The organism is Priestia megaterium, from assembly GCF_041941685.1.
Taxonomy (GTDB): Bacteria; Bacillota; Bacilli; order Bacillales; family Bacillaceae_H; genus Priestia; species Priestia megaterium_C.
This window is the reverse complement of record NZ_CP130958.1, coordinates 180,868-206,010: the sequence shown is the minus strand read 5'-3', so window position 1 is coordinate 206,010 and position 25,143 is coordinate 180,868. Positions and strand designations below refer to the sequence as shown.

Sequence of the window (25,143 nt, the reverse complement as noted above, 5' to 3'; positions counted from 1 at the left end):
ATGAAACTTTGTCTCTATTGTAACAAAACTCACATGCAATAACACATGTGAGCTAAAAAGAAAGGCTATGCAGTTGGAAGATGACCAGCGATATACGTAATATCGTCATTATGAGATCGAATTGCTGCCTGTAGCCGTGTCGACAATTGATCTACATTCATCGAGTTAGCAAAAACAGATTTAATCTCTTTTAATTCTAAGCCATCTGTATGAATCAAAAATTTAGAACCGGAGTCATATGGGAAGGTTTGTGTGCGGAACTTTTGAATTTTCCCTGATAAAAAACCTTGAATTGGCAGAGGGTACGTTAATTTCCCCTCCGGAGAATACAGATAAAAGCGGATATTACCTACATTTGTATAATGAAATTCGTTATGTTTTTTATCAATTTTCAAAATAGCTACTGCCGCGCCTCTTGTATGTCGAGTAGCTTTGTTGCACTTAGAAATGATCTCATCCACATCTAGATGATGATGAGCTTTCGCGACATCCGTAACAGCTACAGAAGCGGCTCTAGCTTGTTCACCGCTTCCTAATCCATCTGCCACTGCACATAGAAAATAGTCATCCGTTTCTTTGACATAGTAACTATCTCCACAACATACGTTCCCTTGCTTTGGCTCTTGGTATATATGAGTTTGAATCAACTTTGTATTAGGGTCTACTGTCATCACGACATATACTCCGAATCGTTAGAATCTGAGCGAGCTGCAGTCCTTAGCTTATCAAGAGCTCTTCTTTGCAGTCGAGATACATGCATTTGAGAAATCCCTAACTTCTCACCGGCATCTTTTTGACTCAGATTTTCAATAAATGTATAGCGAATCACTTCTTTTTCTCTATCGCTTAATACATGAAGAATCTTTTCTAACACTAAGCGTTGATCAGTTTTCTCATAACCTGACTCTTGTTCACCTACTAAATCAAGGATTGTAACAGTACTTCCATCAGAGTCTGCTTCAATGGAATGATCAACAGACAACGCTTGATAACTTTGCCCCATCTCCATCGTTTCTAAAATTTCTTCCTCTGTCACTCCGATATGATCAGCAATTTCTTTCACTTGAGGAGATCGCTGTAAACGGGTTGTTAGCTCTTCGACAGCTGCTTTAATTTTAGGACCTAATTCTTTGATGCGGCGCGGTACGTGAACACTCCACGTTTTATCGCGTAAAAATCGCTTAATCTCTCCAATGATTGTAGGAACAGCAAACGATTCAAAGCTTCTTCCAAATGAAGCATCATACCTTCTAATAGCTCCTAACAGTCCTAGCATCCCTACCTGCACAATATCTTCATGTAAGCTTCTGCCTTTTGAATAACGACGTGCAATAGATTCAACAAGATTCTTGTAATGTACTACTAGATCACTTTGTGCTTCTTCATCCTGCGTTTTTTGAAAGCGCTCAATTCGTTCCTGAACCTGTTCTTTAGTTAATTTCATAGGTTGAGACTGTGTTTTCATCACTCTCCACCTGCTCTCTTTGCACATACTTAGTCATCATTAGCGTTACACCTTTTGAATTGACCATTTTCACTTCGTCCATTAGTGTTTCAATTAAATATAAACCAAGTCCACCTTCAGGAAGAAATTCAACTTCTTTTGATGTTTCATAAGGTCCTATATGTTCCTTAAGCTCTTCAAAATTAAAGCTTTCACCTTTATCGACCACCATGATTTCTAAACGGTCATCAAATAAACCAAAACCTACTCTCACTTCACCATTTTCTTCATTCTTGTAAGCATGCTGTACGGCATTTGTACATGCCTCACTCACAGCAATTTTCATATCTTCAATTTCATCATAAGAAAAACCCATCCGGTTCGCTACACCAGACAGCGTCAGTCGAATAATCGCTACGTAGTCTGGCTTAGCAGGAATCTTCATCTCAACAAAGTCATAAGGCTGTTTCATTTTACGCCACCTTCTACTTGTGAATTCACGTTTAAAATGTCTGTGAGGCCCGTAATATCAAATAAGCGCTTGATGCGCTCTGATACACCAACAAATTTCAAAGAGCCGTTATTTTTCTTATTGGCTTTTAACAATGCAATAAATACACCTAGTCCTGTACTATCCATGTATGATACATCGGTTAAATCGACTATAATTTCCGGTTCAGTATGTTCAGTAATTTCCATGAACTTTTCTTTTAGCTTAGGTGCTGTATATGCGTCAATCTCTCCAGCCAGCTTAATACGATATGCTTGACCGTCTTTTTGTATATCTATTTTTAAATTCATCGTATTAGTAGACCCCCTCTAATTTTGTGCTATCTTTTCTTTACCCTTATTTAGAATACTTAAACTAAACTCTTCAAAATAATCAATGTAAAGTCATCTCTCAATTGAAAGTGCTGTAATTTTTCCAGCTCTTTATATACAGATTCTACAATTTCTTGAGGAGACAAATGCATGTATTTTCGAATTAATTTTATGATGTCCAATCTTTCAATAAATCCTTCTTCAGTTCTGCATTCTGTTACGCCATCTGTTAACAGAACAATCATATCGCCTTTTGAAAGCTGCTGCTCGTACTGAAGATATTTCACATGGCGATCGACTCCTAGCACGAGTCCTTTTGCTTCCAAATCTTCAAATGAATCAGCTTTGGCATCATAATAAAAACCTGGTTCATGCCCTGCAGATGCATAATCAAATAAGTTCGTCTCGGGATTATAGCTTCCGTAGAACATCGTAATAAACATACTTGGATCTACGTTTCGCTCTACAATATTATTCAAGTTTTCTAATACATAACTTGGATTTTTTCTTGAGTCCGGTAAGCTGTCCATTGCATACTTGATCATAGACATACACATTGCAGCTGGAATTCCTTTTCCAATCACATCGGCAATGGCAATACTTAACCCACCATGCTCTTCTTCTACAAAGTGAAAATAATCTCCGTTCATCTGTTTAGCCGGTACGCTAATCGCACCAATTTCTAAAGTTGAACTAGCCGGAACCTTTGTCCCCAACAGCGTCTGCTGGACGTTAGCGGCAACTTCAATTTCAGAACGAAGTTCCCGCTGCTTATTTTTTAATGTTTGATGCTCACGAAGAGCAAGACCGTAGCTAATCATTACCTCAAGTAAAAAGTCCAGAGAATGCAGCACTTTTTCTGGAATATCAGAATAAATTTCTTCAATCACTTCTTTATGAATACTCACAATATCTTCTGGCGATATTTCATTCTCTAAAGATTTTCTACTTAATTTTTGTCCTTGATACAAAATTTGTTCATTTTGTGTTTGGATATAGTTCCCCAAAATATCTTTGTATAAATCTCTCATCTCTTTATCAAAAGACATTATCTATTTCCTCCTACCGGAGCCACTTAACTGCTTTAATCTCAGTACCTTCTCCGACATTTGTTTCGATGTCAAACTCATCCATCAATCGTTTTACCCCAGGAAGCCCAGCTCCTAGTCCACCCGATGTTGAGTATCCATCTTCCATTACTTTGCGAACGTCGGGGATACCTGGCCCTTCATCTGTTGCTACGACAAGAAGACCGTTTTTTCCTCCACGATTTAATTTCTCAATATAGATTTGACCCTTACCCGCATATAGGTAAATATTACGAGCTAATTCAGAAATGGCGGTTGTAATACGAGCTTGGTCAACTGTTCCAAACCCTAGCTCTTTCGACACATTTCTACCTAATTGGCGTGCCGCTACGATGTCCCATTCTGTTACAATTTTTACGCTGGATTGGAATTCCATATACTAATCCCCCAATTCCGATTGGAGTTTCTCAAGACCTTTTTCTAAATCGAGTGCAGTAAGAACATCATTTAGGCCAATCCCTAACTCAACAAGTGTAATAGCTACTGCAGGCTGGATACCTGTTAATACTACTCTAGCCCCCATCAAATTAGACATGCTAACCACGTCACCTAACACTTTTGCGATGAATGAATCGATCATATCAATTGAAGTTAAATCGATTACCACTCCTTTTGCTCCAGTTTGATGAATTTTACTTAGCAAATCTTCTTGGAATTGAATAGCCGTTTGATCATCCAGCTCCCATTGAATGGATACCAATAAATAGTCGTACAATTTCAAAATGGGTATTCTCACGTTTATTCCTCCGATTCTATATCAACTATTTTCCGCTCAGTCATTTCTAACGCAAACTCTACGCCTTTTTTTAATGAGTTTTTCGTAATAATTTCGTTTAAGTTAATACCTAAGTTCACAATAGTCTGAGCAATTTCCGGACGAATTCCTACTAACAAACACTTGGCTCCAACCAAACGTACGGCTTCAGCAGCTTGAATGATATGATGGGCAACCATCGTATCCACTACTGGTACTCCGGTAATATCTATTAATACGACCTCTGATCGGTGCTTTACGACACCTTGCAGTAAATTTTCCATAATTTTCTTTGCACGATCAGTGTCAATTGTTCCTACAAGCGGCATTACTGTAATTTTATCAAATACCGGTATTAATGGAGCAGACAATTCTTGAAGTGCAACTTTTTGCAACATAACTGTATTTTCCCACGAGTTGGAGTATTGTTCTACTATTTTGTTATAAATAGGGCTTAACCACTTGTCAAACCGATAGAATAATTCAGAATGAGTTTGGTCAGCCTTCACATGTTCACTGTTTACATACCCTTCAACCACTACGTGACCCAAGTTACGTACACCCTGTGTCAAATAAGCAAGAGGCCATCCTAAACTCACAACTCGTCCTACTACTTCCTCTAGTTCCTCTGCAAAATTTTCCTGATCACGGAATGCTTTTGCCAAAAGTAAATTTACAAAATCAGAGCTTACATTTACGTACACTTGCTCGGATACAATGTTTTTAATCCGCTCTGTTTCCACATCATTCATTAACACTAGCCATCGATCAAAAATTTCTGATTTATGATTTTGTATATAATTGAATAAATCTTGATTCATGAGGTCCTCCTTGTGAGTCAATACACTCATTTATATCTATATATATATTATCATTTTTAAAACGTTTCTTATTACAATATACGTTTACTGATTATTCCTAGTCAAATTAAAAAAGTTGCTCATAAAGGAGCAACTTAGCATAAATGGAAGTATAATTCTAAAAGTCGATAAGTCCTACACTGATTTGCAAGGCTTCATCCACTCTGTCCATCATTTCATCATCTAAATGGGTAATCTTGTCTGTTAGCCTCTGTTTATCAATAGTACGAATTTGTTCTAGTAAAATAACTGAATCTCGCTCAAATCCATAGCGCTTTGCATCAATTTCAACATGCGTAGGTAACTTTGCCTTTTGAATTTGAGCAGTGATCGCAGCTACAATAACAGTTGGGCTAAAACGATTGCCTATATCATTTTGAATGACAAGTACAGGGCGAACGCCTCCTTGTTCTGAGCCAACAACAGGAGATAGGTCAGCAAAATAAACGTCGCCACGTTTGACTACCAAGTCATTACCCCCGCTTACTAAACGATCCACAGTATGATCAGCTTCATACTCTGCTAGAAAAGCCTCGGAAGCAATATTTAAGTTTATCTTTGCCATCTCCATATATCCACGTCTCATTGATTCGCGAATATGGCGTTTTTTTCGCTCACGAAGGTACAATTTTGTTGCTTGGTGAATAAAATCACTTCGGTTGCCATTTTCTTGTTTAACCATAAGATCGAGCTCCGATACTAAATTTTTCGGTAATCTTACTAGGATTTCTGTAGTTGCGCTCGCTTCAGACACAAACATACACCTCCAACATCAATACACACACCAATAGTCTCATCTTTCCTTATCATAACATTGATTAGCTTTAATGGAAAGTTAATTCTGTCAATTTCTACACTATTATCGTCAATTGATACCCTCTTTTATGCATGGAAGTTATTATTTTATTGTCTTTTGTTCTCAGACTTTTTATGTTGACTCAGGAAGATGTATATTCAGCGCAAGATATAATTATTAACATCAATATGCTGCAAATCTCTTGTATAAACCCTCGGAACCCTTGCTGCAATCATACAAGGGATTTCATAATTAATTGTTTCAAGATGCTTCGCTACTTCATCAATTGTAATTTCAGCATCTTTTTGTTTCCCAATAAATGTTACTTTTGTACCCATTTTATACATTTTAGGTAATTTAATCATCAATTGATCCATGCAGATTCTACCAACAATTGGCACTTTAACTCCATCTATTAATACTTCAAAATTACTTAATTTACGAATCCAGCCGTCTGCGTATCCTAATGGGATAGTAGCAATCCATTCATCTTCTTTAGCTTCATAAGTAGCTCCGTAACTGATATGACTCCCTTTTTTGACTTTTTTAACATGCACGATACGGCTGTGCAGCGAAAAAGCTTGTTTTAACGGAATTGGCAAAACTTCTTTTAATTCCTCAGAAGGACTCAAGCCATACATAGAGATACCTAAGCGTACGCCATTAAAGATATCTTTCGGACGACGAAACAAGGCTGCGCTATTTGCACAGTGAATCATCGGAGGTGTAAAATTATATTCTTTCACAATTCGAACCATTTCTTCGAAGAATGTGTATTGTTCTTCAAAATAAGATGAGTTTAGCTCGTCTGCTGTTGCAAAGTGTGTAAACACTCCATCCAGCACGAATCCCGAATGAGAAGCGATGATTTTCATCGTTTCGTGTAATTCTTCTTTTGTTCTAACTCCCAAGCGACCCATGCCTGTATCTATTTTTAAATGCATATGCAGCTGACTGTTTTCACCTAGAATGGACGCCGCTTCTTCAATCCAAGCTTTGCTATAAGCAGTGACCGTTACATCCCACTCCAATGCAGTTTGAATGTGTAGGATAGGCACGGCTCCTAATACTAAAATGGATTCCTTTATTCCTTTTTTCCGAAGAGCAATAGCTTCATCCAAAAAAGCTACAGCTAGCATATCAGCACCAGCTTGAAGCGCAATCTCTGCTACTTCTTTATCTCCATGCCCGTACGCATTCGCCTTCACTACGGCCATTAACGTTTTATGCCCCGGTATCAGTTCTCTTACATGATTAACATTTTGAAAAATGGCTTCTACATCAATTTCTGCCCATGTTTCTCTATAAAATGCATCCATTACTACGACACTTCCTTTTTTCAGAACCATTCTAAACGTACTTTCCTCTGTTAGTATAATACATCTATAGCCAAACTTCATCTCGATCTTTATTCAAATTAAGCAAGAACAAGCCTACATATATGCAGGCTTGTAAGCTTCTCTTATTTTCCCATCTGACTTTGCACAGATCTAGCAACTGTACTCAATTCATCTGGTGTTAGCTGATCAGAAGCCAGCATAAAGTCTACTCCATTATATGTCCAAGATAGACTTTTATCCGTCAAAGCTCCCACAGTAAAACCTAAATCAAATGGCTCTCCGGCAGTAACTGTAGATGTTGCTGTTTTAGCTACTTGCGCTTTTTCTTGCACAAGCGTAAACGGCTTTTCTCCTTTGTACATTAAAACGACTCTTTCGCCATTTTCTGTCTCAATTTTCTTTTCCTTGGACAGCTTTGTACCTTTTGGAACATCCTTAGGATAAAGGACGCTAAATGATTTTTGCTGAGCTAATGTCGGAACGTCAATCTTTGCACTTGTCATATTTCTTTTTGTATCAAAAGCCCCTTTATCAAACTTAGAATCGAATTTGACCTTAGAGAAATCAACTTTTATTAACACTTTATTATCCGTATCCATAATTTTAACCGAAACAGGCGCTAAGTCACTTTTGTTCAGCGTAATTTCTTGTTTAGGAAGCATCGTGCTATTTTGATAGTTGGTTTTTGTTTCAAAAATATAATGCTTATCCGTTGATTTAAAACTTGCCTTTTCATCCTTCACAATATCTTGGACAAGGGATTCATACAAATAAGCTTGACTGCTATTTTGCGGCCAGTCACTTTGAAAACGAAAGCTTTTATTTAAGGCAGGCGTTAAAACAAAAACCCCTTCATCATTACGCAAAATCATTTGGCTTTGATCTTTCTTTGTATTTTTCAAATTCACTCGATAATACATAGGCTTACTATGCCAAATCTCTACATCGTATACTTGAGCATCTTTCCCTGTATTCAATGTCATCTTAGCATCTGATTTATACCCCGTCATTTCTTGTACTTTGGCATCCAATGCATCTGTTACATCCTGCTGACTTTTTTCACCGCATGCTGATAAGGCTAAGAGAAAAAAGGCGCAAACAAATAAGCCAATCCATTTTTTATGCATTTCCCCAACTCCTTTATTTCGTATATTCACAGCTAAACGGAGAAGCAAGAACATATCTTGTCTCCCTATCCACACTATGAATATATGAACAAGAAATAGTGAATATGCAGACTAGCTTGACAAGCGTTCAATAATTACTTGAGCAATTGCATAGTGCGCACTGTGGGAAATAGATACGTGTACGGACGCGTCCAGTGGTTGTTTTGTAACAATGTGGGGTTTTCCTCTTTCATCATTCACGATTTCGATATCTTGGAAGCTGAAATCTTTTCCTATTCCTGTTCCAAGAGCTTTCGAATATGCTTCCTTCACAGCAAATCTTCCTGCTAAAAATTCGACCCTACGCCGGCTTGATAGCTTTTCATAGCGTTCTTTTTCATTTTTTGTTAAAATCCGAGTAATAAAAGCGCTTTGACGCTGCACCATTTTTTCAACCCGCTCTAACTCTGTAATATCAATTCCAGTTCCTATAATCATTTTCATTTAATCCTCTCTTACAGAATAGTATATAAAAATGCCTTTATAAAAAGGAGTGACAAATATGTTCGTACGCACAGAAAATGCAGCTGAATTTAAACGTTTTTATCCTGTTACCTTCACGCTTATCTGCATCCACATTGCGCTATGGTTACTTGCCGCTCTTCCCTCACACCTTGCAGAATCTTTTATACATCAGCTTATTGGCGTGAATAGCTTAATTTCTCAAGGAGACTACTGGCGACTTTTCACACCTTCTTTTCAACTCATTTTCATTGTTCTCGTTAGGGCCAGGTGCTGAGCGTATTCTTTCTTCTTATAAGTTTCTTCTATTCTACCTTACGTGTGGATTGCTTGGAAATATCGTTACATTTCTAATCCAATCTTCTTTCTACAGCCATGTGGGTGCATCCGGTGCCATTTTCGGACTGCTTGGGTTTTACCTCTACCTTGTAATAAAACAAAAGCACATGCTTTCTCAAAGTAACCAGCAAATCATTGTCGTCTTTTTAATTATTGGATTACTTTCAGGTCTGCTAACGCCAGGAACCAACAATACAGCTCATTTCGTTGGAGGTATTGCTGGATTTCTTCTCGCTTTTCTTGCGTTCAAACAGAAAAACAAGCCACAGATATGAGGCCTGCTTTAGGATTTAATATAAAAGGTGGATGAGTTAATAAATTCCACATCTTCATAAGACTTCAAGTCTCTTACTAACTGAAAGAGCGCTTCATCTTTTTTCTTAGCTTCAATCATGCAATCAATTTGCGGTATCGTTCCATTTACTTCTTTTAAAAAGCTGTAAAACCGATTAACATCGATATAATCCGCATGAGCTCTAAATTCTTTATCACTTTTAGGACTAGATATATGCATTTTTAAAGGGAGCGTTTCATGTTCCCATGTTCTAATGATACGGTCCCAATGCTCTTGCCATGAAGTTTCATTGTTGTTTGCCTGATGATGATGAAGATCAAAAATGATTGGGACATTTAGTTTTTCACATAAATACAAGACGTCCTTTATATGAAAGGTTGTATCGTCGTTTTCTAACATAATCATTTGCTGAAGGGATTGAGGTACAAGCCCCCAATTATGAATAAACTGCTCCAGTGCTTTTTCTTTATCATTATAAGCTCCTCCAACATGTAAAACACAGCGATTTTGAAGCGAAATATCCATTCCTTTCAGCAACTTTTGATGCATGCGAAGAGTTTGGATAGAATGCTTAAAAACCTCTTTATCCGTTGAGTTTAAAACAACAAAATGATCCGGGTGAAAATCTACTCTCATTGGATGTTCCTTCAAAAATACAGAAATACGCTGAAGAGCATCCTTTAAAGGAGCTATGTAGTTCCACTCTTTTAGCGCATCATGGTTAGCTAATGGAATTAACTTAGAACTGAATCGAAAAAACTCAATTTCACTCCACGCATTATGTTTTAATAACCGTAAGCAGTTTTCTAAGTTGGATATTGCAATACGTTCGAGCTTGCGAATGGCCGCTTCATGATCTTTCACACGCTGAAATTGTGCAAAAGTCATTGTTTGAGAAGGAGAACTATTTTCCAAATGAACGCTCATCGCCACATAACCTAACCGAACAATGGTCGACATCAGTGAACACCCCATTTTATTTTACTCATAGTGTGCACCAATAAAATAGCAATTAACACATAAAAAAACGAGCCTGTTAAGGCTCGTTTTTATTTTACGCTTTGCTGCGAGAATCTTTACGATTGCTGCTGCTATTGCGATTTCTATTATCACTGCCGTTGCTTCCACCGCGACGCTTGTCACCAAAACGCTTTGAGTTTCCACGACGATTTTGCTGTGAGTAGTTTTTAGAGTTAGAACGTGAACGGCCTCCGCCATTTCCACGTTTGTTTTTATCACCTTTTGCAATTACCGGTGGTTCAGCAGTTAATTGAATTGGTGATTCGTTTGGTTCTTTTGTAAATAATTTGATTGCCGCTGCCACTAATGAAACTGAATCGTGCTCTTCAAGTAACTCTTCTGCCAACTGTTTATAGTAAGATAAGTTGCCTTGTGTCACAGATTCTGTTAATTTGTCAGCTGCAATACGCTGTTGACCTTCCATTGCTTCATCAAGCGTTGGAGGAGTCATACGCTCCATTTTACGTTTTGTTGTACGCTCAATATTGTGTAACTGTCCAGTTTCTCTTGGCGTTACAAATGTTATAGCAGCACCCATTTTACCAGCACGTCCTGTACGTCCGATACGGTGTACATAGCTCTCTGGATCTTGAGGGATATCAAAGTTGTATACATGAGTAACACCAGAAATATCAAGTCCGCGTGCAGCTACGTCCGTCGCAACTAATACATCAATAGAACCTTCTTTAAATTGACGTAGTACAGATAGACGTTTCGATTGCGTCAAGTCACCATGGATACCTTGTGCAGAATAACCACGCATATTTAATGCTTCTGATAGCTCATCAACACGGCGCTTTGTACGACCAAAGATGATAGCTAATTCAGGTGATTGCATATCTAAAAGACGAGTAAGGATATCAAATTTACGCTTTTCTTGTACTTCTAAATAATACTGCGTAATGTTTGGCATCGTTACTTCTTTTGCTTTTACTTTTACCACTTTTGGTTCGTTCATGAATTTTTCAGCAATGCGACGGATTGGAGTAGGCATTGTTGCTGAGAATAAAAGTGTTTGGTGGTTCTCAGGTACGTTTGATAAGATTTTTTCAATGTCTTCGATGAATCCCATGTTTAACATTTCATCTGCTTCATCTAAAATAACTGTGTGAACATCTTGTAGACGAAGTGTACGACGATTAATATGATCTAGCATACGCCCTGGTGTCCCTACGATGATATGAGGGTGCTTTTTCAATGCACGAATTTGACGACTGATATCTTGACCACCGTAAATTGATAGCACGCGTACGCGCTTTGTTTGACCAATTTTGTAAAGTTCTTCAGATACCTGTACAGCAAGTTCACGAGTAGGAGCAATAATTAACCCTTGAATTGCATCTACGTTTACATCAACTTTTTCAATAAGAGGAATACCAAATGCCGCTGTTTTACCTGTTCCTGTTTGTGCTTGTCCGATCAAATCGTGACCTTCTAGTGCTAATGGGATAGTTTCTGATTGAATTGGTGTTGCTTCTTCAAAACCCATTTTACTCACAGCTTTATTAAGCTGTTGACTTAATCCTAAATCTTGAAATAATGCCAAGTTTTTCAAACTCCTTTTATATTTAGACTATCTATATTTTACAAAAAAAAGCATTCTCCGAGGAAACGGAAAATGCTCTAAACGACTACTTCAATAAATTCAACGTTTAGAGTATAAGCGCCTCAAGACACTCAGACTACATCATAACACTATGGCTTTCCGTTTGCAATAGAGCTTACTTATACTCTTTTTAATATCACGGTAATTTATGCATCATTTTTGAGATAACTTCCTCAAGCTTCATCCCTCGAGATGCTTTCACTAAAACCACATCTTCTCTTGTTGTAATCGCTGTTAATTTTTTAACAAGCTCATCTTTCTCCTCAAAGTGCATTACCTTATCTTCTGCAAAATTATTTTTTGCTCCTTGCTCAATTTCAACAGATAAGGGGCCGTATGTTAGAACATAATCAATTTTTTCTGCTTGAATAAACTCTCCCACTTCTTTGTGGAACTCTTTTTCCTGATCGCCTAATTCAAGCATATCGCCGAGAACAAGAATTTTTTGCTTATAGCCTTCTAAATCATGCATCAACGTGATAGCAGCTTTAACGGACGTTGGGCTTGCATTATATGCGTCATTAATGAAGGTCAAGCCATCTGTTCTTTTCACGAGCTCCATACGCATATTGGTTAGCTTTAATTCTTTTAATCCCTTAGCGATTGTTTCATTGTCTAGTCCAAAATAATGACCTACCGCAATAGCAGAAAGCGCATTGTGAACATTATGTTTACCTAATACCGGGATAAAGAATGAATATGTTGTTTCACGTGAAACAGTGAATGTTGTGCCTAACTCTTCAGCTGAAATAGCACTTGGATACAAATCGTTTTGTTCTGAGCTGCCAAATGTCACCGTTTCAAATACTGGATTAACAACGCGCGACGTTAAAAGTGGCTCATCACCATTATAGACAAGCTGACCTGTTGGCGCTAAGCCGCTTGTAATTTCTAATTTTGCCTCCGCAATTCCATCACGGCTTCCTAAGTCTTGAAGGTGCGATTCTCCGATATTTGTAATAATGGCCACATCAGGCTCCGCTAAATTAGAAAGAAACTCAATTTCCCCTCGGCTGCTCATGCCCATTTCTAAAACTGCAATATCATGAGTTTCATCTAAACGCAAAATAGTAAGCGGCATGCCAATATGATTATTAAAGTTTCCATCTGTTTTCAGAACACGGTAAGTTGTATCGAGCACAGCTTTCACCATGTCTTTTGCCGTTGTTTTTCCGTTACTTCCTGTAATGCCCACTACTTTAATATCTAACTCGTGACGATAGGATTTCGCTAATTGCTGAAGAGCTTCTAGCGTATCATCGACTAAAATAACACTAATGTCTGTCGGTGGATTTTCTTCATCTTTGTTCCACAGTGTAGCGACCGCTCCGTTTTCAATTGCTTTATTGACAAATGTATGCCCGTTAAAGCGTTCCCCTTTAATTGGGATATATAAATTACCTTGCTGAATGGTTCTCGTATCAATTGAGACTCCCTCAATTACAGCTTCTTCGTTTCCGCTATGAAATACACTTCCTGGAATCATTGTAGCTAGCTGTGTAAGCGTACGTTTAATCATCGTTGGTTTGCTCCTCTCGATATAAAGTAAACTATGGATAACATTAATTGAAACTAAATACAGAAACACTATTCATGATGAATAGTGTTGTGTGAGTTACATTGTGTGTTTAATTTGCTGCTTTTCGGTATGACGTTCAATTGCTAGTGATACAAGTTTTTCGATTAAATCTGGATATTCAACACCTGCGTGTTTCCACAATAACGGGAACATACTGAAAGGTGTAAAACCAGGCATCGTATTCACTTCATTAATAATGAATTTACCTTCTGATGTTAAGAAGAAATCTGCACGTACAAGACCAGATCCATCAATTGCTTTAAATGCTTTGATTGCTAGTGCTGACATTTCTTGATGCTGTTCTTCTGTAATTTCAGCTGGAATAATAAGGCCTGTATCGCCGTCTTCATATTTGGCTTTGTAATCGTAAAACGCTTTTTTAGGTAAGATTTCTCCAACTACTGAACAAGCTGCTTCATCATTCCCTAACACACCAATTTCAACTTCACGACCAACTGCTGCTGCTTCTACAATGATTTTCCGATCGAATAAGAAAGCTTCAACAAATGCCGCTTCTAACTCTTCGCGGTTATCACATTTGCTAATCCCAACGCTTGAACCTAAGTTTGCTGGTTTAACAAAGCAAGGGTATCCAAGTGTTTCTACTTTTTCATAAGCAGCCGTTCGATCTGCTTCCCACTCGCGGCGGATAAATGATACGTACTCTACTTGAGGGAGACCTGCCTGTGCAAACAGCTGCTTCATTACAACTTTATCCATACCAGCTGCTGAAGCTAATACACCGTTTCCAACATAAGGAATATTCAATAATTCTAATAATCCTTGTACCGTACCATCTTCTCCATTTGGACCATGAAGAAGTGGGAAAATAACATCTAGCTGATCATCTGTTTTTGAATCTGTTAATGCAAACATTTCCGTATTCAATGAAACTGGTGAAATAGCAGTTCCGTTATCTTGAATTTCTAATTGAGCAACTGTTTCAAGCGGACCAGTCAGCTGTGTGCCGCGAATCCACTTTCCTGTTTCTGTAATGTAAATTGGATGCACTTCATATTTATCGTGGTTAATTGCTTTTGAAACTGCTAGAGCTGTTTGTAAAGATACTTTATGTTCAGCGGATTTTCCTCCGTATAAAAGGCCAAGCTTAATTTTCACTGATGTTCCTCCTAACACATATTCATCTTTTCTATTTTATCATGCACGTTTAGATAGTAAACAGAAATATTAACTATTATTACGTATGTCAAAATAGCTAGGCTTGTGAAAGAAATTCCATCGCCTACCTTTATTATTTAGAATCAGCTTTTCCTTTGGCTCATTTGTTTTTGAAAAAACTTTCTTGATTTTAAATCTTTTTTAAAAGTTTATTTGTAAAGTTTATTTATGCTAAAGACAACCATCAATAATTGAAACTATCGTTCTGGTACAAATCAGGAGGTTCAACAAACATGAGTAAAATGGGAAAGAAGATGATTGCTGCATGCAGCGTAGCCATAGGAAGTATTTATGCAACTGGTTATATAAACACTCTATCTGATGCACAAGCTGTTCAAGTCACACCGGCTCATCATCAGAAGAAAACGACGGATCAGACAGACAACCAAACGATTGTCAATGACAGCTGGGGAGAAGATATTGCTCCCTCTAATAAGAAACAGTCATCAGCGAATGCCGAAAGTTCTGCTCCTAAAACAAAATACAAAGATGGAACATATTCTGGCCAAGGAAGCAACCGTATCGGAACTGTCTACGTATCCGTGAACATTAAAAACGACCGAATTGATACAGTTGAAATTACAGAAGCGGATACTCACTATTCTCAAAGTTACATTGAGGGCCTTCCGTCTCAAGTCGTACAAAGACAAAGCTCAGACGTCGACGTCGTCAGTGGAGCAACGCTTAGTACAGAAGATTTTCAAAATGCCGTGGATGACGCACTTCAGCAAGCAATGAATGCATAAAGGAGAAACGAATGATGTCCATAAAAACGTATAGCCGCTCTGTATTATGTATGGGAACAACCGTGTCACTCCAAGTAATTGCTCCCCAATCAGAAGAAGCAAATGTCCTTCACCATATCTCAAAGGCATTTACTATTTTTAAGACCGTTGAAACGACATGCAGTCGATTTGATGCAAAAAGCGAAGTTATGAAACTAATTAGACATGTCAAAGAGCCTGTTTCTGTTAGTCCTCTATTATTTGAAGCCCTTCATTTCGCTGTCTTAGTAGCAAATGAAACGCATGGAATCTTTGACCCAACGGTAGGAAAGCAATTAGAAAACCGCGGTTTTAACGAACACTACTTATATGGAAAGCCTGTACAAGTGAACGAAGCAGTCGATTTTGGAAGTTATAAAGACATCGTATTGGATACACATAAAAAAACGGTTTGTTTACAAAAACCGATGATTATAGATCTTGGAGCGGTCGCAAAAGGGTTGGCGATTGATTTGGCTGCCCGCTCCCTTCCTTATCAGCATTTTATGATTAATGCAGGAGGAGACATCCTAGTTAAAGGACGCAATCAACACGGAGAGTTATGGAAAGTCGGGATTCAGCACCCTGGTATTCAAACACAGTTATTACTGACTTTACATGTAACAGATACGGCTGTCTGCACATCAGGAAATTATGCTAGAAAAAATAAGACGCAACCATCCATGCATCATTTGGTTAATCCCTTATCTCCATCCACTCGAAGCAGTCTAATGAGTTGTACAGCTATTGCTCCTTCTGCCATGCTAGCCGATGCATTATCTACGTCAGCTTTTATTTTAGGAGCGGAAAAAGGAGTAAATTTATTGAATGATGCCGACATACGCGGCGTACTCTTCGATTCTAGTTTCACTCCTTTTTTTACATCAGATATGGAGGAATTAATGAATTATGACCACACGTTCTGAACGAAGAAGCGGTGTTAAATATATTAGCACACCAAAAGGTTATATTATTGTAGATGAAAACAAACCAAAAGAAATAAGTCCTTGGGCGCAGCTAGTTAAAACACCTAAAAGATACGTGATGGCTATGCTGCTGCTGTTAACCTTATTAGGTGAATTCAACTCTTCTGCCTTTCAAGGATTAGGACACCTACTGCTTGCCGTATGCTCGGCGGCCGCCTTAGATTTAGGATTTTCTTTTGCCTATAAAAAGAAAATTCAGCTTCCCGACGGCGGAATTATTACTGGATTAATTATTGCCTTAGTGCTCAGCACCTCTACACCTGCTTGGGTCACATTTTGCACTGTAGCTGTTGCGATTTTATCGAAACACTTAGTAAAAGTAAAAAAGAAGCCTATTTTTAACCCTGCCACTTTTGGTCTTCTCTTTTCACTTATTGTCTTTTCAAGCGGCCAAAGCTGGTGGGGAAGCTTATCTTTACTCCCCGTATGGCTCATTGTATTCGTGTTTGTGACGGGTTACCTTGTGACAAGCAAAGTAAATAAATTCCCTCAAGTATTTGCTTTTTTAAGCGTGTATTTTGCTATTTTTACGATTATGTCACTAATAGGGATAGGCGATGTAGCGGATGCTTTACGAGCTCCTTTTGTCAATTCTGCTTTATTTCTAGCCTTCTTTATGGTGACAGACCCTCCTACTTCTCCTGCCAAATATAAAGACCAAATTAAATTTGGATTGATTGCAGGGGCGATTAGCGCTGTAGATTATTTGCTTTTTGGCGGACTTGCCTATTTATTAATTGGTCTGTTACTTGCTAATGCCTGGAAAGCGTGGAAGACTACCAATAAAAAAGTGGTGAAAAAAGCTGCCTAATGATAGGCAGCTTTTTTCATAGCGGAATTTTCACATAAAATTCCGCACCTACGTTTTTTTGACTAAAAACCTTCATTTCTCCGTCATGAGCTTGTACAATCCACTTGGCAATCGCAAGACCTAAGCCTGATCCTCCTTCAGCACGGGCTCGGCTCTTATCACTTCGATAAAAGCGATCGAATACATACGGAAGATCTTCCGCTTCAATTCCAACGCCTGTGTCTCTGACAATTAATATCATAGAGTGATGATGTTTCTTTAGACTGACATGAATGCTTTCTCCAGATGGGGTGTACTTAAAAGCATTATCTAATAAAATCATACATAGCTGATGAATTCGTTCTTGATCTCCTCCGCACATTAACGATTCAATTTCCCTTGTGAAATGAAGCTCCTTTAGTTCAAATATGGGCTCAAACTGATTAGCTACTTTATCAACCAGCTCTCCCATATTAAAAACCGTTTTATTTAGCAGCTGTGCACTTGAATCAGATCTAGCCAGTGTTAATAAGTTGCCCACCAGCTTCGTCATCCGCTTCACTTCATTTAAGCTTTGATAAATATTTTCGCTTTCTTGCTCGATGGTATGATTTGGTCGTCTAAACAATAGCTCGAGATGCGTTTGCATCACTGAAAGAGGCGTTCTTAATTCATGAGATGCATCTGCAATAAATTCGACCTGTTTATTCCACGACTTTTGTATAGGTACAAGCGCTCGATTAGCTAAAAACAGGCCAGCTACAAGCGAAAGAAGCAGTCCAATAAAAGCTGAAATGATTAGAAGGAAAGCAAGATGCTCTAAGGTTTGAGTTTCTGGATCGACATTTAAGACAAGTTGAATGGTTGAAACGTCTTTATCTTTTATATAGCCTTTGTTTTTCACATTCATAACTCGATAAGCATGACCGTTTACCTCTTGTGCCGTTTGAGCTTTCCCTTCAGACAGCGCAGGCTTAAAGTCGTCAATATCGTTTGTATATAATCCTTTTTTAGGCGTGATTTTTATTAGTTTTTTATCACTGCTCCAAAGTAAAAACGCAACGCGCCTTTCTGTTTCTCTTTCATTATTTTCCTGAATTTCATGTAAGTTTCTTTTTTTACTTGTTCGCTCATCTCACTTAACCGATTGTCTGGGTTTTAAAAAATAACATGCTGTATGTAAAAATATAGAACTAAACTGAAGATGCTCAAAATAACCATCAGCACCATTGTGTTGAATAACACAAGCCTGATTCTCGTCTTTTTAAACATGCTCTTCCCCTTTTAACATGAATCCTACACCTCTAACTGTACGTATATAACCCTCACAATTAAAAGGCTGAAGCTTCTTTCTTAAATGGTGAACATAGACATCTACTACGCCTACTCCTACATCGGATGTAAATCCCCATACCCGATTAAAAATTTGATCTCGAATAAGAATTTGTTCTTTATTTCGAATAAAGTATTCCAAAAGCTGAAATTCTTTAATCGTTAACGTTAAGACACTTCCATTAATCATGACCTCATGATTGGCTTCTCTTATAGAAATTGGGCCATATGAAATCATGCCTTCTTCTGCCTGCAAGTCTCTGAGCATTACCCTTAACCTCGCAAAAAGTTCAGCCATTGCAAAAGGCTTAACCAAATAATCATCAGCTCCATAATCAAGCCCTTTCACTCGATCTTCTACACTATCTTTTGCAGTGAGAAAAATAACTTTCGTCAGCACCTTTTGTTTTCTTAACTTTTTTAGTATGTCAAGCCCTGTCATACCTGGGAGCATAATATCTAAAATTAAAGCATCATAAATGTTCTGCTCTGCTAAAAATAATCCTTCATCACCTTCAGACGCACAGTCAACTTCATAGCCTTCTTCTTTTAAGCTTTCTACGATACCGTGTAATAATGAAGCATCATCTTCTATCACAAGTACATGCATATCAGATTCCCCCTTTTGTGATTACCTAAATAATCATTATCTTAGCTTAGCATGTCACTTTTAAAAATAGTTTAAAACTACTGTGTTATCATCTCTTATACTTTATAAAAAAAGTTATGCCTGCAAGCAGGCATAACTTTTAACTAGACTCTATTTATGATCAGGACGTCGGTAAATGAATACCGCTTCTTTTGGCAGTTTACCAAACAAGAAGCTAGCAAACGGTAGAAGACGATGACATCCCCAAATGATAAGGTAACAGCCCGCTAACGTTAAAATATAGCGTGCCAAGATTTCAAAGTGAAACATATAGTTGCCCTGTATTGGTACTGCTTTTGCCACAAAGTTTAAAACCAGTGGGTGAATCAAGTAAAATCCAAACGAGTACATGGCAATATTTTTAACAATCGTCACGGACTTCACAGAAAGCTTTTCAGCTAATATCTCTGCAATCCGGAAGAGGAAATGACTTCCAGCGACCAAATAAAGCGTATTAACAGCCTCATACGTAAAGCCTGAAATTTGGATTGTCTTCATTGTGTACAAATGATAATTTAACAGTGAAATAGCTATTCCCGATCCGAGCGTCACTAGAAATAATACAATATTCGAACGACTGTACTTTTTATCCACTTGTTCGCGATAATAAATGCCAATCCAACCACCAAGTAAAAACGTAGCCATCGTATTTAAAAATAAATTAAATGAGGTAATATGATACGTATTATTAAGCATTAAATAACCAAGCTGAATGATAATGCCAAACAGCCACATATATTTTTTAAAAATGGTTACTTTCTGTGCTAACCATACAAAAATTGGCAGCACGAGATATACTTGTACAATTAAAAAGATAAAATGAAGCTGATAGTAAGACTCTCCACGCAAAATACGTTTCACAATGTCAGCTGCATTTAATTCTGTTGCTCCCACATAGTACGAATAAAATTCATAAATAAGTGCCCAAATAACATAAGGGACCAAAATATACGTTACCCTTCGAGCATAGTACGTTTTCCATAAAGTCTTTGTTAACGGCTTGTTAATATAGCTATAAAAGAAAACTAAACCTGTGATAACAATAAAGATCCCTGCTTCAATACGAACAATTCGGTTAAGAAAATGATATTTTTGATAAGCTTCGCTTGCAAATGGCAGTACTGTTGCATATGCTGCTGTTACGTGTACGAGCACAACCATCATCATAGCGAATAATCGTAAAAAATAAATGGATTGAATATGCTGCTTTTGTTTTTGCTTCACTTTTTCTCTCCTATATAATGTGAAATATAAATTCTAGATGAATAATAGAACATTCAATTTTTTCTTATCTTTCCCGTTTTACAAATAAAAAAGCTAATAACATAAAATAAATGTTATTAGCTTTACTCGTTTGTATTTTGTATTTTATCTTTCCTCTTGCTATCACGCAACTGAATTTACAAAAACAATAAAGAACTTGAGTACAAAGACTCAATTAAGTTCCTTTTATTTACGGTGCATTTTAAATTCTAAAAATAATTCATTGTAATAAGCAAGCATTCGTTTGCCTAAGTTATTATATACTTCAAGCTTTTTTGTTAGTTCTTCCTCTGGATAAAAACGTTCATCTTCCGCTACTTCTTTCGGCAAATAATCTAACGCTTTTTTATTAGGAGTAGAATACCCTACATATTCCGCATTTTGAGCAGCGTGTTTAGGATCTAGCATAAAGTTCATGAATTTATGTGCGCCTTCTACGTTTTTAGCCGTTTTTGGAATAACCATGTTATCAAACCATAAATTCGAACCTTCTTCTGGAACAACGTAATTCAGCTTATCGTTTTCACTCATAATCTCAGAAGCATCGCCTGACCAAACAACACCAATTGCCGCTTCTTCATTTGCTAGGAGCATCTTAATCTCGTCTCCTACAATGGCTTTAACATTTGGTGTTAATGTATCAAGCTTTCTTTTTGCTTCTTGAAGATGGGCTTTATTCGTATCATTTAATGAATAATTTAAGCTGTTTAGCCCCATTCCCATCACTTCTCTAGCGCCATCTGCAAGTAAAATTTGATTTTTCAGCTTAGGATCCCATAAATCATTCCAACTTTTTATCTTCTTACCATGAATCATATCAGAGTTATACACAATACCCACAGTTCCCCAAAAATAAGGAATAGAGTACTTATTGCCAGGATCAAAGGATAAGTCTAAAAAACGCGGATTAATGTATTTTAAATTAGGCAGCTTCGAATGATCAATTGGCAATAGTAAATTTTCTTCACGCATCTTGCTAATCGCGTACTCAGAAGGCACAGCAATATCAAATGTCGTACCGCCTTGTTCAATTTTGGTCATCATTGCTTCATTCGAATCAAAGGTCTGATAAATGACTTTAATTCCGGTTTCTTTTTCAAACTGATTCACTAAATCAGGATCAATATAATCTCCCCAATTATAGACAGTCAGCGTATCTCCTCCAGAGTACCCTTCGGCATTGTTCAAATGATGAACCACATACATAAGAACGAAAGAAAGGATGACGATGAAGATAAACGGCTTTGCTAATTGCTTCATTTTCCAGTCGCCACCCCTTTCACTTTATTGCTATATCGCTGACTGATAAAGTAATAACCAATTACAATAAGCACGGTAAACATGAAAATAAGAGTAGAAAGAGCATTGATTTTCAGCGAGACCCCTCTTCTTGCTAACGAATAAATTTCTACTGAAAGCGTAGAAAAACCGTTCCCGGTCACAAAGAACGTAACCGCAAAGTCATCCAAAGAGTAAGTTAAAGCCATAAAAAAGCCTGCAAAGATACCCGGACGAATAAATGGCAATACCACTTTCGAAAGTACTTCAAAGCGGCTTGCGCCCAAATCACGGGCTGCATCGAGCAGTGTCGGACTCATTTCCTGCAGCTTAGGCAGAACCATGATGACCACAATCGGTACACTGAATGCAATATGCGCTAATAATACCGATATAAATCCGAGCTTTATACCGATAATGGTAAATAGAATTAAAAAAGATGCGCCAATAATAACATCTGGACTCACAATTAACACATTATTAAATGTTAACAGCGTATTTTGAACACGTCTGCGCTTCACGTATACGATAGCAAGTGCCCCTATCACGCCAATAATAGTTGAAATAACCGAAGACAATAGAGCAATAATAAGGGTATTCAAGACAATAATAAGCAAACGTGTGTCTTGAAAGACTTCTTTGTACCAATCTAACGTAAACCCTTCAAATTCACGCATGTTTCCTCCGCTGTTAAAAGAGTAATACATTAAATAAAAAATGGGCGCGTATAAAATGAAAAATACAAAAAATAAATAAAGGTGGCTGAACTTCCACTTTCTCTTCATTTTACACACCTCTCTTTCCAGTGCCTGTTATGAGCATCATAACGGCCATCGCAATAATTAAAAAGACGGCTATTGTGGCGCCCATGCCCCAATCCTGCGTCACTAAAAAATGTTGTTCAATCGCTGTTCCCAGTGTAATGACGCGGTTTCCAGCAATTAAACGCGTAATCATAAAGAGTGATAGTGCTGGAATAAAAACAGCCTGACAACCTGATTTAACCCCTTCTAGCGTTAGCGGAAATACCACGCGCTTAAATGTCACCCATGAAGATGCCCCCAAGTCTCGCGAAGCGTAGATAAGCGAGGGATTAAGTTCTTCTAAAGAGTTAAAGATCGGCAAAATCATAAAGGGGATAAAAATATACACCGATACAAATACAAAACTAAAGTCAGTAAATAAAATTTGGTGAGTACCAAGTCCCAGAAATTCAGTAAACTTATTAACCGTACCATACGTTCCAAATATACCCAAAAAAGCATAAGCTTTTAATAATAGGTTAATCCACGTCGGTAAAATAATCAGTAGAAGCCACAGCTGCTTGTGCTTAAGCTTCGTTAGTAAATAAGCTGTAGGATAAGAAAAAAATAATGAAAATAACGTAATTAAAAAGGCATACCAAAATGAACTCAGCGTCATCTGTAAATAAACTGGGGTAAAAAATTTCTTATAGTTTTCAAGCGTCAGCTCATTATCGATGTTGAAAAAAGAATAATAGACAACTAATACAATGGGAGCAACTACAAAAAGCAAAATCCATAACACGTACGGGACTAAGTAAATATTTCTTGATTTAGTTTGCATCGTAATCCTCTTCATAACCTTCGAGTCGCTTATCGAATTCTTCTTCCGTTTCATTAAATCGCATAACATGAATAGCTTCAGGTTCAAAATATAAATCAATTTCTTCGCCAACCGTTGCCTTTTTCGTAGAGTGAACGAGCCACTCATTCCCTGCATGGTCATAGCCTAAAATTTCATAATGGACTCCTCTGAACAGCTGTGAATCTACACGAACCTGCAGCTTTCCTTGATCGGAGCTTGTAATGGCTAAATCTTCAGGGCGAATCACAATTTCAACCTGCTCATTTTGGTTTAATCCTTGATCGACACATTCAAATTGCTGGCCGCCAAACTCCACTAAAAAGTCAGCAATCATTTTACCTGGTACAATATTTGATTCACCAATAAAATCGGCAACAAAACGATTAATTGGCTCATCATAAATATCTGTAGGTTCCCCGCTCTGCTGAATTCTTCCTTTATTCAAAACAAAGATTTCATCGGACATCGCAAGCGCTTCTTCTTGATCGTGCGTAACAAAAATGAACGTAATACCTAGACGACGCTGTAATTCTCTTAACTCGTATTGCATTTCCGTACGCAATTTTAGATCAAGAGCTGAAAGCGGCTCGTCCAGCAAAATGACTTCGGGCTGATTTACAATTGCTCGTGCAATTGCTACGCGCTGTCTTTGGCCGCCCGACATTTCCTTTATTTCTCTGTTTTCATATCCTTCTAAGTTAACAAAACGAAGGGCTTCTTTAACTTTTATTGCAATATCAGCATTTTTCAGCTTCTTGATTCGAAGACCAAATGCTACATTTTCAAATACATTCAAATGGGGGAAAAGCGCGTAGTCTTGAAACACCGTATTAACCTGACGTTTGTTAGCCGGGACATCATTAATTCTTTTCCCATTAAAATAAATCGTTCCGCTTGAGGCTTCCGTAAAGCCTGCAATTAATCTTAAAATCGTTGTCTTTCCACATCCCGATGGACCTAAGAGGGTATAAAATTTCCCTTTTTCAATTTCAAAGCTTACATGATCCAATACAACTGAATCATTATCATATTGCTTGGTCACATTTTCAAATTGAATAATTGTATTCGTAGATGTCATTTCACTTCACCTCTTTTGTTCTATAAATAAGACTCTGTCGCCACGATAATTAACTCTGTTATTCCGTCATGAGCATTTAAAATCTGATGTTCTTCAGAAGCTTGAAAATAGATGGTTTCTCCTTGTTTGGCTTCATATATTCTGCTTCCAAGCTTCACCTTCACACACCCGCGCAAAATGTAGCCAAACGTTTCTGAAAGGGAAGGCTCAAATCTCTTAAATGCACCTTTTTCATGAAGAATAAGACGAATTGGCTCCATTTCTTTTTCATTTGATTCATGCACAAGCCACTGAATATGGTAACCTTTTTCATCTTCGCAATAACTCGTGTAGTCTTCCTCTCTGTATACAACCTTTTGAACATGCGTATCAATTTCGAAGAATTCTTTCGGTTCGCACCCTAGCACTTCCAAAATACTAAAAAATGTTTCTAAAGACGGCGAACTTAAATCGCGCTCTAGCTGCGAAATATAGCCTTTGCTTAAATCAGTACGTTCTCCTAGCTCTTCTTGTGTTAAACCTTTTTTTAATCGTAAATTTTTAATTTTCTTTCCTATTTCCATACTCTCGATCCTCAACTGTATTTAAAATTAGCAAACAGCATGAATGATTGTTCATGCTGTTCCAAACTCAAGTTTTGTTTTA

The 25,143-nt window shown here is 37.6% G+C and carries 29 protein-coding genes; 5 read left to right on the top strand and 24 right to left on the bottom strand.

Features of this window, described 5'->3' with window-relative positions:
- Positions 1-65: 65 nt before the first annotated feature.
- The 12 genes from Q5794_RS01175 to acpS all read right to left on the bottom strand — a co-directional run bounded on the left by Q5794_RS01175 (position 66) and on the right by acpS (position 8,708).
- A complete protein-coding gene (locus Q5794_RS01175; protein WP_013081423.1) occupies positions 66-671 on the bottom strand; it encodes a PP2C family serine/threonine-protein phosphatase in 606 nt (201 codons plus the stop codon).
- A complete protein-coding gene (gene sigB, locus Q5794_RS01170; RefSeq protein ID WP_013055011.1) occupies positions 671-1,465 on the bottom strand; it encodes an RNA polymerase sigma factor SigB in 795 nt (264 codons plus the stop codon). Before sigB ends, Q5794_RS01175 begins: the two co-directional genes overlap by 1 nt.
- Positions 1,431-1,916, bottom strand: a complete 486-nt coding sequence (gene rsbW / locus Q5794_RS01165) for an anti-sigma B factor RsbW (RefSeq protein WP_013055010.1) — start codon at positions 1,914-1,916, stop codon at positions 1,431-1,433. Before rsbW ends, sigB begins: the two co-directional genes overlap by 35 nt.
- Positions 1,913-2,245 carry an anti-sigma factor antagonist gene (locus tag Q5794_RS01160; protein ID WP_013055009.1) on the bottom strand — a complete coding sequence of 111 codons (333 nt, stop codon included), beginning with the start codon at positions 2,243-2,245 and terminating at the stop codon, positions 1,913-1,915. Before Q5794_RS01160 ends, rsbW begins: the two co-directional genes overlap by 4 nt.
- A gap of 59 nt (positions 2,246-2,304) precedes the next feature.
- Complete coding sequence (locus Q5794_RS01155) at positions 2,305-3,315, bottom strand: PP2C family protein-serine/threonine phosphatase (RefSeq protein WP_013055008.1); 1,011 nt, start codon at positions 3,313-3,315, stop codon at positions 2,305-2,307.
- Positions 3,316-3,328: 13 nt separating this feature from the next.
- Entirely contained in the window at positions 3,329-3,730 is a 402-nt protein-coding gene (locus tag Q5794_RS01150; RefSeq protein WP_013055007.1) for an anti-sigma regulatory factor, read from the bottom strand.
- Positions 3,731-3,733: 3 nt separating this feature from the next.
- Positions 3,734-4,090: an STAS domain-containing protein gene (locus Q5794_RS01145; protein ID WP_013055006.1), complete on the bottom strand. Its 357-nt coding sequence runs from the start codon at positions 4,088-4,090 to the stop codon at positions 3,734-3,736.
- Positions 4,091-4,092: 2 nt separating this feature from the next.
- A complete protein-coding gene (locus Q5794_RS01140; RefSeq protein WP_013055005.1) occupies positions 4,093-4,929 on the bottom strand; it encodes an RsbT co-antagonist protein RsbRA in 837 nt (278 codons plus the stop codon).
- 157 nt (positions 4,930-5,086) lie between these two features.
- Entirely contained in the window at positions 5,087-5,437 is a 351-nt protein-coding gene (ndoA, locus tag Q5794_RS01135; protein WP_013055004.1) for a type II toxin-antitoxin system endoribonuclease NdoA, read from the bottom strand.
- 485 nt (positions 5,438-5,922) lie between these two features.
- A complete protein-coding gene (alr, locus tag Q5794_RS01130) occupies positions 5,923-7,113 on the bottom strand; it encodes an alanine racemase (RefSeq protein ID WP_214988956.1) in 1,191 nt (396 codons plus the stop codon).
- 113 nt (positions 7,114-7,226) lie between these two features.
- Complete coding sequence (locus Q5794_RS01125; RefSeq protein ID WP_192998194.1) at positions 7,227-8,285, bottom strand: outer membrane lipoprotein carrier protein LolA; 1,059 nt, start codon at positions 8,283-8,285, stop codon at positions 7,227-7,229.
- A gap of 57 nt (positions 8,286-8,342) precedes the next feature.
- Positions 8,343-8,708, bottom strand: a complete 366-nt coding sequence (gene acpS, locus Q5794_RS01120; protein WP_214988972.1) for a holo-ACP synthase — start codon at positions 8,706-8,708, stop codon at positions 8,343-8,345.
- 64 nt (positions 8,709-8,772) lie between these two features.
- On the opposite strand from acpS, the gene Q5794_RS01115 reads away from it, so the two are divergent.
- Both Q5794_RS01115 and Q5794_RS01110 read left to right on the top strand, forming a co-directional pair.
- On the top strand, positions 8,773-9,009 hold the full coding sequence (locus Q5794_RS01115) for a hypothetical protein (RefSeq protein ID WP_251034310.1): 237 nt from the start codon (positions 8,773-8,775) through the stop codon (positions 9,007-9,009).
- Positions 8,984-9,346: a rhomboid family intramembrane serine protease gene (locus Q5794_RS01110; RefSeq protein WP_251034311.1), complete on the top strand. Its 363-nt coding sequence runs from the start codon at positions 8,984-8,986 to the stop codon at positions 9,344-9,346. Before Q5794_RS01115 ends, Q5794_RS01110 begins: the two co-directional genes overlap by 26 nt.
- Positions 9,347-9,354: 8 nt before the next feature.
- On the opposite strand, the gene uvsE is transcribed toward Q5794_RS01110, so the two are convergent.
- The 4 genes from uvsE to Q5794_RS01090 form a co-directional block, all read right to left on the bottom strand.
- Positions 9,355-10,326: a UV DNA damage repair endonuclease UvsE gene (gene uvsE / locus Q5794_RS01105; RefSeq protein ID WP_214988957.1), complete on the bottom strand. Its 972-nt coding sequence runs from the start codon at positions 10,324-10,326 to the stop codon at positions 9,355-9,357.
- A gap of 94 nt (positions 10,327-10,420) precedes the next feature.
- Complete coding sequence (locus Q5794_RS01100; RefSeq protein ID WP_214988958.1) at positions 10,421-11,932, bottom strand: DEAD/DEAH box helicase; 1,512 nt, start codon at positions 11,930-11,932, stop codon at positions 10,421-10,423.
- A 196-nt stretch (positions 11,933-12,128) separates the two neighbouring features.
- Positions 12,129-13,511, bottom strand: a complete 1,383-nt coding sequence (murF, locus tag Q5794_RS01095) for a UDP-N-acetylmuramoyl-tripeptide--D-alanyl-D-alanine ligase (RefSeq protein WP_192998197.1) — start codon at positions 13,509-13,511, stop codon at positions 12,129-12,131.
- A gap of 96 nt (positions 13,512-13,607) precedes the next feature.
- Complete coding sequence (locus Q5794_RS01090; protein ID WP_013054995.1) at positions 13,608-14,690, bottom strand: D-alanine--D-alanine ligase; 1,083 nt, start codon at positions 14,688-14,690, stop codon at positions 13,608-13,610.
- A gap of 293 nt (positions 14,691-14,983) precedes the next feature.
- On the opposite strand from Q5794_RS01090, the gene Q5794_RS01085 reads away from it, so the two are divergent.
- The 3 genes from Q5794_RS01085 to Q5794_RS01075 are packed head-to-tail and all read left to right on the top strand — an operon-like array spanning position 14,984 to position 17,311.
- Positions 14,984-15,496 carry an FMN-binding protein gene (locus tag Q5794_RS01085; protein WP_192998199.1) on the top strand — a complete coding sequence of 171 codons (513 nt, stop codon included), beginning with the start codon at positions 14,984-14,986 and terminating at the stop codon, positions 15,494-15,496.
- Positions 15,497-15,507: 11 nt separating this feature from the next.
- Positions 15,508-16,440, top strand: coding sequence for an FAD:protein FMN transferase (locus Q5794_RS01080; protein ID WP_374988595.1), 933 nt, complete (start codon positions 15,508-15,510; stop codon positions 16,438-16,440).
- The gene (locus Q5794_RS01075) at positions 16,424-17,311 is read left to right on the top strand and encodes an RnfABCDGE type electron transport complex subunit D (RefSeq protein ID WP_214988959.1); all 888 of its coding nucleotides are present in this window, start codon (positions 16,424-16,426) and stop codon (positions 17,309-17,311) included. Before Q5794_RS01080 ends, Q5794_RS01075 begins: the two co-directional genes overlap by 17 nt.
- Before the next feature lie 16 nt (positions 17,312-17,327).
- On the opposite strand, the gene Q5794_RS01070 is transcribed toward Q5794_RS01075, so the two are convergent.
- From Q5794_RS01070 to Q5794_RS01035, 8 genes are all read right to left on the bottom strand, one after another.
- Entirely contained in the window at positions 17,328-18,194 is an 867-nt protein-coding gene (locus Q5794_RS01070) for a sensor histidine kinase (RefSeq protein ID WP_374988594.1), read from the bottom strand.
- A 360-nt stretch (positions 18,195-18,554) separates the two neighbouring features.
- Positions 18,555-19,232: a response regulator transcription factor gene (locus Q5794_RS01065; RefSeq protein ID WP_214988961.1), complete on the bottom strand. Its 678-nt coding sequence runs from the start codon at positions 19,230-19,232 to the stop codon at positions 18,555-18,557.
- 150 nt (positions 19,233-19,382) lie between these two features.
- Positions 19,383-20,495 carry an acyltransferase gene (locus tag Q5794_RS01060; protein WP_374988593.1) on the bottom strand — a complete coding sequence of 371 codons (1,113 nt, stop codon included), beginning with the start codon at positions 20,493-20,495 and terminating at the stop codon, positions 19,383-19,385.
- A gap of 225 nt (positions 20,496-20,720) precedes the next feature.
- On the bottom strand, positions 20,721-21,794 hold the full coding sequence (locus Q5794_RS01055) for a PotD/PotF family extracellular solute-binding protein (protein WP_042992389.1): 1,074 nt from the start codon (positions 21,792-21,794) through the stop codon (positions 20,721-20,723).
- Entirely contained in the window at positions 21,791-22,597 is an 807-nt protein-coding gene (locus tag Q5794_RS01050) for an ABC transporter permease (protein WP_214988963.1), read from the bottom strand. The genes Q5794_RS01055 and Q5794_RS01050 overlap by 4 nt, the downstream gene beginning before the upstream one ends.
- Position 22,598: 1 nt before the next feature.
- Complete coding sequence (locus tag Q5794_RS01045) at positions 22,599-23,399, bottom strand: ABC transporter permease (RefSeq protein ID WP_192998206.1); 801 nt, start codon at positions 23,397-23,399, stop codon at positions 22,599-22,601.
- On the bottom strand, positions 23,389-24,498 hold the full coding sequence (locus tag Q5794_RS01040; protein WP_374988592.1) for an ABC transporter ATP-binding protein: 1,110 nt from the start codon (positions 24,496-24,498) through the stop codon (positions 23,389-23,391). Before Q5794_RS01040 ends, Q5794_RS01045 begins: the two co-directional genes overlap by 11 nt.
- A gap of 20 nt (positions 24,499-24,518) precedes the next feature.
- Positions 24,519-25,061, bottom strand: coding sequence for a helix-turn-helix domain-containing protein (locus tag Q5794_RS01035; protein WP_214988964.1), 543 nt, complete (start codon positions 25,059-25,061; stop codon positions 24,519-24,521).
- Between the last annotated feature and the right edge of the window lie 82 nt (positions 25,062-25,143).

Bases quoted from the DNA above. Each gene is read 5' to 3' on its own strand.
- murF (WP_192998197.1), bottom strand. From the start codon at position 13,511: ATGATTAAACGTACGCTTACACAGCTAGCTACAATGATTCCAGGAAGT.
- uvsE (WP_214988957.1), bottom strand. From the start codon at position 10,326: ATGTCGACCATTGTTCGGTTAGGTTATGTGGCGATGAGCGTTCATTTG.
- rsbW (WP_013055010.1), bottom strand. From the start codon at position 1,916: ATGAAACAGCCTTATGACTTTGTTGAGATGAAGATTCCTGCTAAGCCA.
- Q5794_RS01115 (WP_251034310.1), top strand. From the start codon at position 8,773: ATGTTCGTACGCACAGAAAATGCAGCTGAATTTAAACGTTTTTATCCT.
- Q5794_RS01065 (WP_214988961.1), bottom strand. From the start codon at position 19,232: ATGCATGTACTTGTGATAGAAGATGATGCTTCATTATTACACGGTATC.
- Q5794_RS01160 (WP_013055009.1), bottom strand. From the start codon at position 2,245: ATGAATTTAAAAATAGATATACAAAAAGACGGTCAAGCATATCGTATT.
- Q5794_RS01075 (WP_214988959.1), top strand. From the start codon at position 16,424: ATGACCACACGTTCTGAACGAAGAAGCGGTGTTAAATATATTAGCACA.
- Q5794_RS01175 (WP_013081423.1), bottom strand. From the start codon at position 671: ATGACAGTAGACCCTAATACAAAGTTGATTCAAACTCATATATACCAA.
- Q5794_RS01150 (WP_013055007.1), bottom strand. From the start codon at position 3,730: ATGGAATTCCAATCCAGCGTAAAAATTGTAACAGAATGGGACATCGTA.
- Q5794_RS01045 (WP_192998206.1), bottom strand. From the start codon at position 23,399: ATGCAAACTAAATCAAGAAATATTTACTTAGTCCCGTACGTGTTATGG.
- Q5794_RS01050 (WP_214988963.1), bottom strand. From the start codon at position 22,597: ATGAAGAGAAAGTGGAAGTTCAGCCACCTTTATTTATTTTTTGTATTT.
- Q5794_RS01085 (WP_192998199.1), top strand. From the start codon at position 14,984: ATGAGTAAAATGGGAAAGAAGATGATTGCTGCATGCAGCGTAGCCATA.
- Q5794_RS01140 (WP_013055005.1), bottom strand. From the start codon at position 4,929: ATGAATCAAGATTTATTCAATTATATACAAAATCATAAATCAGAAATT.
- Q5794_RS01125 (WP_192998194.1), bottom strand. From the start codon at position 8,285: ATGTTCTTGCTTCTCCGTTTAGCTGTGAATATACGAAATAAAGGAGTT.
- Q5794_RS01155 (WP_013055008.1), bottom strand. From the start codon at position 3,315: ATGTCTTTTGATAAAGAGATGAGAGATTTATACAAAGATATTTTGGGG.
- Q5794_RS01055 (WP_042992389.1), bottom strand. From the start codon at position 21,794: ATGAAGCAATTAGCAAAGCCGTTTATCTTCATCGTCATCCTTTCTTTC.
- Q5794_RS01035 (WP_214988964.1), bottom strand. From the start codon at position 25,061: ATGGAAATAGGAAAGAAAATTAAAAATTTACGATTAAAAAAAGGTTTA.
- Q5794_RS01080 (WP_374988595.1), top strand. From the start codon at position 15,508: ATGATGTCCATAAAAACGTATAGCCGCTCTGTATTATGTATGGGAACA.
- sigB (WP_013055011.1), bottom strand. From the start codon at position 1,465: ATGAAAACACAGTCTCAACCTATGAAATTAACTAAAGAACAGGTTCAG.
- acpS (WP_214988972.1), bottom strand. From the start codon at position 8,708: ATGATTATAGGAACTGGAATTGATATTACAGAGTTAGAGCGGGTTGAA.
- Q5794_RS01040 (WP_374988592.1), bottom strand. From the start codon at position 24,498: ATGACATCTACGAATACAATTATTCAATTTGAAAATGTGACCAAGCAA.
- alr (WP_214988956.1), bottom strand. From the start codon at position 7,113: ATGGTTCTGAAAAAAGGAAGTGTCGTAGTAATGGATGCATTTTATAGA.